We start from the raw sequence: 10,839 nt of genomic DNA, 5'->3' as shown, positions 1-10,839 counted from the left end.
CGCTGGGGGCGGTGACGGCGTATCAGTACGACGAAGCCGGACGCTTGGTGGCGTTGTTTCCCGGGGATGATGAGCCGACGTCCTACGAGCATGAAAACGGCTTCGTACGGGTTATGCGCCGTGGTGAGGCGGTCTGGAAGTACGAGCGCAATGACCAGGGCGATGTCATTCGTAAGACCGATCCCGACGGACATGTTACTGATTACAGCTACGACCAATACGGGCAACTGGTTGGGATTTGGCACCCCGATCACAGTTGCCAGCGGCTGGTGTGGAATGAGCGCGGACAGTTGCTTGAAGAGCAACTGCCGAATGGCGGGATCAAGCGTTATCGCTATGACGATCTTGGCCGGCAGGTGGCGCGCGAGGATGAGCATGGCGCGCTGACCCAGTATCAGTGGGACAGCGTGGGCCGGTTGGTTCGCGTCGTATTACCAGGCGGTGCATGTCGGGAATACAGCTACAACCCCTACGGAAAAATCACCGCCGAACGCGATGAGCTGGGGCATGTCACCCGCTACGAATACGCCAACGGCCTGCACCTGATCAGCCGCCGTGTCAACGCCGACGGTAGTCAGGTCAAGTACCGCTACGACAACGTGCGGTTACTGCTGACCGAGATCGAAAACGAAGTTGGCGAGACCTACCGACTTGATTACCACACCAATGGGCTGATCCAGCAGGAAACCGGGTTTGACGGGCAGCGTACGGCCTACGTCTACGATCTCAATGGCAACCTGCAGGAAAAGACCGAACACGGTGACGACGGCAGTCAGCTCGTTACCCGTTACGAGCGCGATCACGCCGGGCGCCTCGTACGAAAAACCCTGCCCGACGCCAGCGTTGTTGAATATGCCTACGACCGCCAGGGCAACCTGCTCAGCGTCGACGACGGCCATTGGGCGCTGGCCTACGAATACGATCAACAAAACCGCCTCACCGCCGAACATCAGGGCTGGGGCACCTTGCGCTACGGCTACGACGCCTGCGGCCAGCTTCAACACCTGCGCCTGCCGGACAACAACCGCCTGGTGTTCAACCACAGCAAAGGCGGCCACCTCGCCACCATCGAATTAAACGGCGCGCTGCTGACGTCTCACCTATTCAAGGCCGGCCAGGAACATCAGCGCCAACAAGGCCAACTCCTCAGCCACTACCACTACGACGACCAACACCGCCTGCACGCCCACGCAATCACCCAGCAACAAGACCACCTCTACCAACGCCAATACGACTACGACAAAACCGGCAACCTCACCCGCCTGCTCGACACCCGCAAAGGCGAACACCACTACCACTACGACCCGCTAGGCCGCCTCACCCGCGCCGACCACTCCCAAGACCTGCAGGAACGCTTCGGCCACACCCCCGCCGGCAACCTGCTCATGCAAGACCGCCCCGACCCCGACATCGTTGCCGGCAACCGCCTGATGATCCAGGGCGACCGCCACTATGACTACGACGCCTTCGGGAACCTGATCCGTGAACGACGCGGCAAAGGGCATCAACTCGTCACCGAATACCGCTACGACTGCCAGCACCGACTGATCGGCATCACCCAACCCAACGGCCAAACCGCCAGTTACCGCTACGACCCGTTTGGGCGGCGCATCAGCAAAACCGTGGACGGCATAACCACGGAGTTTTTCTGGCAAGGCGACAGGCTGATTGCCGAGCACCATGCGGATCGCCATCGCAGCTATCTCTATGAACCCGACAGTTTCCGTCCGCTGGCACTGCTGGAGGGCTTCGGCCCAAAAAACACCAAAGCCTTCCACTACCAACTAGATCACCTCGGCACGCCCCAGGAACTGACAGACCCAGAGGGCGAAATCGTCTGGTCCGCCCACTACCGCGCCTACGGCCAGATCAGCCGACTCGACAAAGGCACAATCGACAACCCGCTACGTTTTCAGGGTCAGTACTTCGATCAGGAAAGCGGGCTGCACTACAACCGTCATCGCTACTACAATCCGGATATTGGGTGTTACCTGACGCCTGATCCGGTGAAGTTGGCGGGTGGGATCAACGCGTATCAGTACGTGCCGAACCCTATGGGGTGGGTGGATCCGTTAGGCTTGAGCACATGTCCAGGTGGAGATGGATGCAAGCCAAGCACAAGCGTTCCGACGCCCACGGCAAGTGTCAATCACGGAGAGCCCGCTTTACCGCAACTGAGACGTGCGGAACGACAGGCAAGAATTGATGAACTTGCAGAAGCTAACGCTTACAGGCGCTTGGAAGAGCTAGAAAAAGCAACACCGGGCGCGCACTTTTTGGAAAAGCACGGCGCGCAAACAACACTTGATTCTCAGCTTGAAAGAATCAGAACAGCTAAAAACCCTACCACGGGAATTGTTGAAATTTACACATCAGGCCCCAATAATGGGCAACCCAAATATCCACCTGCTGCAACACACTATCTGAGTCACAGGGATCAATTGAACTCGATATATCGAGCACAGCTAATCTTTAGAAGAAACGGCCACGCAGCATCGCTAAGGCCAATGGACATGGGAAAGATTATTGGTGAAGGCTATTCCAGTGGCGGCATGGAGTATAGTCAACAACGCAAAGCTCGAGTAATTCTAGACCAAAACGGAAAACCTAAAACCGCTTATACAGAGTGATGAGCATGAAAAGAAAGCCAAGCATGTCAATAATTCGTGGTTTACTCTTCACTTACGACATTGAAAATACGGATGATCTGGAGCGAGAACGTCTCATAGCCTCGAAAAACATAAACAACGAGAAAGAGCTTATCGAGCTCTTTGATGAATTAACCAAGCCCGAGTTCTTGTCTTATACAAAGTCAGAACAGGAGTGGTTTATTGAATCGATAGAGCACTACCTTGCTATTGACGATAACTTTGATGCAGCTTTTAAAACAATGGCAACTTATTTCAGCGAGCCAGTAACTGATCAACAAGCATTCATGAGAGTACTACTGGAGTGCCTGAAACAATACAGCGGTACTCATAAATCGCAGAAGTGAACTCGACACCACCAGCCACCTGTGGCGAGCAAGCCTGCTCACCACAAGGAATGAAGGCTCAGCCAAATTGAATGGGTGAGCCTCCCAGGCTGATCAGCGTTTACTCAGTTCCATAATCATCCGACTCAACAAGTAAATCCGCGGCGCCACACTCTCCACCTCCGCATACTCCTGCGGTGTATGAATATTCCCCCCTACAATCCCAAACCCATCCAACGTCGGCGTGCCCACCCCGGCGGACAAACTGGCATCCGCGGCCCCGCCGCTGCCTTCAATGGTCAACGTCTTACCCAGCTCCCCGTAAATCCCCTGGGCAATCGCCACCAGCTTGTCCGACTCCGGCGTCTGCGGCATGGGCGGCAGGCCGCGTTTGAGGGTGGTGGTCACTTCGGTTTCCGAGATCAACTTGTTGGCGGAGACCCGCACCAAATCCTTCTCGATCCGATCGAACTCTTCCGGCAATGCCGCACGCACATCGGCCTTGGCGGTGGCTTGGTCGGGGATGACGTTGGTGCGGTCGCCCGCGTTGATCACGGTGAAGTTGATGGTGGTCTTCTTGTCTTCATCGCCGAGTTTGCCCAGTTGCAGAATCTGGTGCGCGGCTTCCATGGCGGCGTTGCGTCCCAGCTCCGGGGCGACGCCGGCGTGGGCGGCTTTGCCTTTGACTTCGACCAGGGCGGTGGCACTGCCTTTGCGCCACACCACCAGGCCGTCGGCTGGGCGGCCGGGCTCCAGGTTCAGCGTGACGTCGTGGGCCTTGGCGGTGTTGCGGATCAGTTCAGAGGCGATGTCGGAACCGGTTTCTTCGCTGGCATCGAGCAGGAAGGTAATCTGGGCATAGTCCTTGAACCCTTGGTTCTTCAGGACTTTGAGCGCGTAGATGCCGGCGACGATGCCGCCCTTGTCATCCATCACGCCGGGGCCATAGGCGCGGCCGTCCTTGATATGAAACGGCCGTTCGGCCGCCGAGCCTTCCTTGAACACGGTGTCCATGTGGGCCATCAGCAGGATTTTGGCCTTGCCGTTGCCCTTGAGGGTGGCGATCACATGGCTGCTGTTGGCGGCGGCATCCGGCACCCGTTCAATGGTGAAGCCCAGTTGTTTGAGTTCATCGACGGCGATGTCACTCACCTGGGTCAAGCCTGGCCCGTAGCCGGAGCCCGAATCGATATTCACCAGGCGCTCCAGCAGTTTCAAGGCCGGGGCCTTGTACTGCTCGGCGTCGGCCTGGATCTGTTTGTGGGGTTCGGCGCTGTAGGCCGGGACTGCAAAAGACAAGGCCAACGTGGCGGCCAGGAAAGTACGCGGGAAGGTGAAGGGCATGAACCGATCCTTGTTGTTTGTTGGGGTGCCGCCTCACCCTACCCCACTAGACCGACCGCAACCAAGTGCCTTGCACCGAACTGACCCGGTTGCGCCCGCTGCTCTTGGCTTCATACAGCGCCAGGTCTGCCTCATTGAGCCAACGGGTCGAGTCGGCGTGCCCCGGTTGATACGGCGCCAGGCCGATGCTCAAGCTGGCGCGCAATGACGGGTCCTGGGCGTAGGCCAACGCGTTGAAGCGATCGCGCAACGCATCCATCAATTCGGTGGCGCGGTTGAGCGGCATGCCCGGCAGGATCACGCAGAACTCATCGCCGCCATAGCGCCCGGCCAGGTCAGTGGCGCGCAGGTTCTGGCGCAGCACTTTGCAGAGCTGGCGCAGCACGATGTCGCCGGTGACGTGGCCATAGGTGTCGTTGATAAGCTTGAAATGGTCGATGTCGATCAACGCAATCGCGGCCCCTTGCTGTTCGCGGCAGCAACGTTGGAACTCGATCTCCAGGTGGTCTTTCCACGCGCCATGGTTGAGCAGGCCGGTCAGGCTGTCGGTGCGACTCAGCGCCAGCAGTTCGCGTTTGTGCCGGGCCAGGGTCACCGCCTGGCGGTAACAGATCCAACCCAGCGCCAGCGGGTACACCATCAGAATCGGCAGGCAGGCATAGAGCTGGACCGGGGTGGTCGTGGCGATAAAGGCCGGGGTGAATATCAACAGCGACGTGCCGATGCCCAGCGCCTGCGCCACCCAGCCCGCCAGCATGAAGCGCGGACCGCCGATGGCGACGTTGTTCATGGTCATCATCGACAGGGTCGTCACACCGGGTAGCGGGTTGAAGTGCATGGCCGCGACCCAGAAACCGCCGCAAAACGAATCGAACAGCAAATTGCGGCGCTCACTGCGCAGCGTATGGGTAGTACGCAACGAGCGCTGAAAGGCCACGACCGGCCAGACAAAGGCGTTGATCACCATCCAGGCCCACGCCCATGGCGCCGGATCCAGCGGGAACATGCCAAACACCACGCACACAAAACCGAGCGTCAGCCCCAAGGTGCGGGATTTATACAAACGGGTAGCGAGCGGAAGTCCTTTTCCTCCGACGGCTGGCATGGAGGGCTGTAATCCTGGATGAATGCCTGGAGTCTATCAGGGCGCCAGCAATTAGCCACCACTGCTAATTCCCCCGCTAAAACGTTCAGTGGGAAAAACCGCGGGCCAGCATCAATGCCACACCCAGCAGCAGTACCGCCGTGATCCGCTGCAACACCACACGGCGCTCGGGGTTTTCCAGCACATGCTTGATGCGCTGGCCGAAGTAGCAATACAGGCAACCGCTGGCAAATTGCAGCACCAGGAAGGTCGCCCCGAGGATGGCGATATCCACCGCCGAACGGTGCTCCCCTGCCCCGGCGAACTGTGGGAATACAGCGCTGAACATGATGAGGGTCTTGGGGTTGGAAAAGCCGGTCAGCAGTCCTTTGCCGAACAGGCTGCGCGAGCCCTCCACGGCAGCCTCCTTGCCGATCGACACGCCGCTGCCGGTCCACTGCTTGTAGGCCAGATAGAGAATGTAGGCCACTCCGACCAACTGAATGGCCTGGGTGATGGCGAGATTGCCCTTGATCAGTGCCGAAAAGCCCACGGCAAAGATCAGGATGGAAATCAGATACGACACACTGGCACCGAGTTGCGCCGGGATCGAACTGCGCAAACCGCTCTTCAAGCCCAGACTCAACAGCAGCAGGGTCATGGGGCCGGGGCTGAAGGTCATGGTGGCGCAAAACAGCAGGAAGTAGAGATACGAAGAGAGCGTCAATGCGCTGGTCATGGCCTTGGACCCAGGGTGAGAAGGCCTGCAGTTTAGGCAAGCGGCGTTGCATAAGGCAGGTAAAGTCAGGCCTAATCCGGCCGAACTTCACCGGTAAAATCAACGGTAAACACAAGGAAGGTTTATGTTTATACCCGCCATCACGTTTGTGAACGGCACACCCAAGGTGCAGCAGATCGTCGAGGCGTTCAGCCAGCTCATCGAGACCGGCGAATGGGCACCCGGCAGCAAGTTGCCGTCGGTGCGGGAGTTGACCCAGGCCCTGGGCGTCAGCAAGTTCACCCTCAACGAAGCCCTGGACCGCCTGCGCGGGCGCAACCTGCTCACCTCCAGCCAGGGCCGTGGCTACTTCGTGGCCGTTGACAGGGTGCGCCCGGCCTCGGCGAGCTGGGTCGACCTGCTGCCCCAGGACCTGCTCAGCGTATTGCGCCGCCCCCTAGCCTCGGTCTACGGCGACCTGCGCCCCGGCGGCGGCCACTTGCCAGAAGCGTGGCTGGACAACGAAGCCTTCCGCCAGGCCATGCGCAGCACCGTGCGCGCGCCGTCGCTACGCATCGCCGCACTGGGCACACCCGCCGGGCTGCTGCCCTTGCGCCAGGCCCTGCAACAGAAGCTGCATGCCGATGGTTTGTCGGTGCCGGTGGAACAAATCATCACCACCCCCAACACCGTGCAGGGCCTGGACATGCTCATGCGCCTGCTCGCCAGGCCCGGCGACACGGTGCTGCTCGACGCACCGTGCTATTTCAACTTTCACGCCAACCTGGCCTTGCACGGGGTCAAGATCGTGACCATCGAGCGGCGCCCCGACGGCTTCGACTTCAGCGTTCTCGAGCAGTTGCTGGCCGAACATCGCCCCAGCCTGTACCTGACCACCAGCGTGCTGCATAACCCCACCGGCCACTCCTTCAGCCCCAGCCAGGCGTTTCGCCTGTTGCAACTGACCCAGCAGTATCACTGCCATATCATCGAAGATGACCTCTACGCCGACCTGCACCCCAACCCACCGCCGCGCCTGGCCACTGTCGCCGGCCTCGACCAGGTCACCTACCTTTCGGGCTTCTCCAAAGTCCTCAGCGCCAACGCCCGTGTCAGCTATGTGGTGGCCGCACCGCAACTGGCGGCCAACCTTACCCATATGAAGCTGATGAGCGGCGGCGTGACCTCGGAACTGTTCGAGCAGATCGTCTACCGCATGCTCAGCGAAGGCAGCTACACCAAGCACCGCAAGCGCATGGTCCAACGCCTGATGGAAGCCGGCGGACGCGTGGAGCAATGGCTGCGGCGCTGCGGGTGCGAGTTGCCGATGGCCTATGAAGGCGGGATGTTCATCTGGGCACGCCTGCCACCGGGTGTGAACGGCGAATGGTTGGCCCAGGAAGCGTTGAAACGCAGCCTGGTACTGGCGCCGGGCGCGCTCTTCGGCTACGACCCGGCCTATCGCGATTCGATGCGTTTCAACGTGGCCCACAGTGATGAGCCACGGGTGCAGCAGGTGTTTGAAGCGCTGTTACTCGAGGCCGTGGGCGGGTCCTGAACGACAGCGCGGTTCTGCTACCCCCTGCGACGTTCGATCCTTTCTTGTTCGTTGACCCATTCTGTTACACACCATATAGTGTGCCCACAAACAGAACAGACCACTACATAGTGTGCAGCATCGGTAATCACCGTCCACACTCTGCGCAGTATTTCAATGCCTGGCAGCCTGCAAATCAGATTTTTTTGGACGGGTTCACATGCCGTCAAAACGGAACAGAAGGGAGTATTTCAATGCTGAGTTGGGATGAAGTCGACAACGAGGACACCGGTGCAGCCGTGATCAAAGGCGCCAACGCCGGCCACGCCACCGAAGCCAACATGGACCGCCTCGACGGTGCCGGCGCCGCTGCCGCCATCGAAGCCCGCGCCGTCACCGCCAGTGACTCCGCCGCCATCGTGCGCGCCAAGGCTGCCCTGGACAAACTCGACGTCGCCGAAGGCCTCGCCGAACTTGAAGGCGCCTCCGCCCGCGTCGCCGTCGACGAAAAGCGCATGATCAACTGCCGCGCCGACCTCAACCAACTCGTGCCCTTCAAGTACGACTGGGCCTGGCAGAAATACCTCGACGGCTGCGCCAACCACTGGATGCCGCAAGAGGTCAACATGACCGCCGACATCGCCCTGTGGAAAAACCCCGAAGGCCTGACCGACGACGAACGCCGCATCGTCATGCGCAACCTCGGCTTCTTCTCCACCGCCGACTCCCTGGTCGCCAACAACCTGGTGCTGGCCGTGTACCGCCTGATCACCAACCCGGAGTGCCGCCAGTACATCCTGCGCCAGGCTTTCGAAGAAGCGATCCACACCCACGCCTACCAGTACTGCATCGAATCGTTGGCCATGGACGAAGGCGAGATCTTCAACATGTACCACGAGATCCCATCGGTCGCTAAGAAAGCGGCGTGGGGCCTGAAATACACCCGCTCTATCTCCGATCCGAAGTTCGAAACCGGCACCATCGACACCGACAAGGAACTGCTGCGCAACCTGGTCGCTTACTACTGCGTGCTGGAAGGCATCTTCTTCTACTGCGGCTTCACCCAGATCCTGTCCATGGGCCGCCGCAACAAAATGACCGGCGTGGCGGAACAGTTCCAGTACATCCTGCGCGATGAGTCGATGCACTTGAACTTCGGTATCGACGTGATCAACCAGATCAAGATCGAAAACCCGCATTTGTGGGATGCCGAGATGAAGGAAGAAGCGACCCAGATGATTCTGCAGGGGACGCAGCTGGAGATTGAATATGCGCGCGATACCATGCCGCGCGGTGTGCTGGGGATGAACGCGGCGATGATGGAGGATTACCTCAAGTTCATCGCTAACCGTCGTCTGTCGCAGATTGGCTTGAAGGAAGAGTATCCAGGCACGACCAACCCGTTCCCGTGGATGAGCGAGATCATGGACTTGAAGAAAGAGAAGAATTTCTTCGAAACCCGTGTGATCGAGTATCAGACCGGCGGTGCGCTGAGCTGGGATTGATTAAAAACGGCCCCTTTCTGGGGCCGTGTTGTTTCACTTGTCGATGTTTTTTATGCCCAATCAAACCATCAAGACCCCCTGCGTCGGCCTGTGCTCCACCGTTTACGGCGACCTGGTCTGCCGGGGCTGCAAGCGTTATCACCATGAAGTGATCCAGTGGAATGGCTACAACGCCGAGGAAAAGCAGGCGGTATGGCTGCGCCTTGAGCAATTGCTGGTGCAGGTCATGGCCAGCAAGCTGGAGGTGTCCGACCCGCAGCGCCTGCGCCAGCAACTGGAGGACCGCAAGATTCGCTTTATGCCGCACCAGTCGCCGTATTGCTGGGCGTACCAGCTGATTGCCCGGGGCGCTCGGGTGATTTCCAGGCTGGACGCCTATGGGTTGGCGTTGTTGCCGGAGTTTCGCGAGCGCAGCCTGGCGGATTTGCGCGATGCCATTGACCGGGAGTTTTTCCTGCTGTCCGAGGCGCATTACGAGCGGTATATCGCCCCGGGATTTATACGCGAAGTGTTTGGCCCGCCCCTCATCGCCAGCAGTATGTGACCGTCGCAGCTGTCGAGCCTTGGCGAGGCTGCGTCAGGCCCTCACCAACAGCCCAAGCAACTGCCACGGCGTCATCTTCGTCACCATGATCATCACGATCACAAACATCCCCAGGAACCCGAAAACGCCCAGCCAGAACCATTGCCGATAAACACCACGGTATCCATCATCCAGTGCCGTCTCGGTCTGGACCGCCCGAGAGGCCATCCGATGCAAGCGCTTCTGCAGCACCAGCACCGGCAACCACAGCGAGCCCACGCAGAGGAAGATGATCAACGCGGTCAGTACCCATTCAGTGGTCACCGGCAGCCCGGCCAGCCGGATCAGCAGCAAGCCCGTGATGATCTGGATGACGCCCGCCGGCGTGGTGATCCAGGTGTCGAACCGTACGACCATGCGCGCCACATGGGCGATCACCTGCGGATTGCCGGTACGGCTGGCGGCGATCAGCATCCTGCGCAGCGTCAGGTCCTGCCAGCCCAGCACGTCGTGCACCTGGCCCTGCTTGAGTTGCTTGATCGGTTTGCCCGCATAGGCAAGCACACCTTCGATGGTCGACAGCCCCGGCATCTTCGCCGAAGAGGAAATGCCATGCTCGATGGTGTCGATGCGCGTAAAGCGATAGCGGTACTGATCGATGAGGGCGGACGACAACGTCGGTACAGAGCTGCAACCGCTGAGGACGGCCACGCCCGCCTGCCGGGCTTTCGCGTCCAGCACGCCGATGCCATTGACGAAGGCCCGGCAGTCCGACAGGTCGCAGTAGTTCACGCGCGCATCGATGCAGTGCTGGGCGACGGCATAGGACTGCCCCTGGAACGGGCCGCCGGTGTGGATCACCAACTGGATGTGCATCGACTGCAAGACGCCAGCGAACCCGACCGCCATGGCGTCGCCGCACCAGCTTTCGCACTCGCGGCCGGAGGATGTTTTCAACGCATCGACTTTGCCCCGCAACTTGTGTGGGTGGCGGCCCGAGACCACCAGTTCAATGCCCGGCGCGCCCGCCAAGTGCCGGCAAATGATGCTGCCGAAGTTGCCGTAGCCGCCGATCACCATCACCCTGAGTGCCATTGCCTGCTTCCCTGATCAATCATGTGTGCGCCGAGCCTGAGGCAGGCCGGCGGCTGAAA

General features: G+C 59.8%; 9 protein-coding genes. 5 read left to right on the top strand and 4 right to left on the bottom strand.

What is annotated here, in order from left to right:
• A partial coding sequence (locus tag BB029_RS30605; RefSeq protein WP_141696611.1) for an RHS repeat-associated core domain-containing protein occupies nt 1–2,630 on the top strand: 2,630 nt, incomplete at its 5' end.
• Between the two features lie 5 nt (nt 2,631–2,635).
• The gene (locus BB029_RS30600; protein WP_065942130.1) at nt 2,636–2,995 is read left to right on the top strand and encodes a hypothetical protein; all 360 of its coding nucleotides are present in this window, start codon (nt 2,636–2,638) and stop codon (nt 2,993–2,995) included.
• 93 nt (nt 2,996–3,088) lie between these two features.
• On the opposite strand, the gene BB029_RS30595 is transcribed toward BB029_RS30600, so the two are convergent.
• The 3 genes from BB029_RS30595 to BB029_RS30585 form a co-directional block, all read right to left on the bottom strand.
• On the bottom strand, nt 3,089–4,318 hold the full coding sequence (locus tag BB029_RS30595) for a M20/M25/M40 family metallo-hydrolase (protein WP_065942120.1): 1,230 nt from the start codon (nt 4,316–4,318) through the stop codon (nt 3,089–3,091).
• 46 nt (nt 4,319–4,364) lie between these two features.
• A complete protein-coding gene (locus BB029_RS30590) occupies nt 4,365–5,423 on the bottom strand; it encodes a diguanylate cyclase (protein WP_065942119.1) in 1,059 nt (352 codons plus the stop codon).
• A gap of 85 nt (nt 5,424–5,508) precedes the next feature.
• A complete protein-coding gene (locus tag BB029_RS30585) occupies nt 5,509–6,141 on the bottom strand; it encodes a LysE family translocator (protein ID WP_065942118.1) in 633 nt (210 codons plus the stop codon).
• 124 nt (nt 6,142–6,265) lie between these two features.
• On the opposite strand from BB029_RS30585, the gene BB029_RS30580 reads away from it, so the two are divergent.
• The 3 genes from BB029_RS30580 (at nt 6,266) to BB029_RS30570 (ending at nt 9,706) form a co-directional block, all read left to right on the top strand.
• Entirely contained in the window at nt 6,266–7,678 is a 1,413-nt protein-coding gene (locus BB029_RS30580) for a PLP-dependent aminotransferase family protein (protein ID WP_065942117.1), read from the top strand.
• A 233-nt stretch (nt 7,679–7,911) separates the two neighbouring features.
• Nucleotides 7,912–9,162 carry a ribonucleotide-diphosphate reductase subunit beta gene (locus tag BB029_RS30575; RefSeq protein WP_065942116.1) on the top strand — a complete coding sequence of 417 codons (1,251 nt, stop codon included), beginning with the start codon at nt 7,912–7,914 and terminating at the stop codon, nt 9,160–9,162.
• A gap of 52 nt (nt 9,163–9,214) precedes the next feature.
• Nucleotides 9,215–9,706 (top strand): DUF1289 domain-containing protein, encoded by a 492-nt coding sequence (locus BB029_RS30570; RefSeq protein WP_065942129.1) that lies wholly within the window; start codon nt 9,215–9,217, stop codon nt 9,704–9,706.
• A 33-nt stretch (nt 9,707–9,739) separates the two neighbouring features.
• Here the strand turns inward: BB029_RS30570 and BB029_RS33995 are convergent, their stop codons facing one another.
• Nucleotides 9,740–10,780, bottom strand: a complete 1,041-nt coding sequence (locus BB029_RS33995; RefSeq protein WP_141696610.1) for a DUF2269 family protein — start codon at nt 10,778–10,780, stop codon at nt 9,740–9,742.
• Between the last annotated feature and the right edge of the window lie 59 nt (nt 10,781–10,839).

Source organism: Pseudomonas sp. S3E12, from assembly GCF_001702295.1.
GTDB lineage: Bacteria > Pseudomonadota > Gammaproteobacteria > Pseudomonadales > Pseudomonadaceae > Aquipseudomonas > Aquipseudomonas marginalis.
The sequence above is the reverse complement of the archived record's forward strand: the minus strand, read 5'-3'. Positions and strand labels throughout refer to the sequence as shown.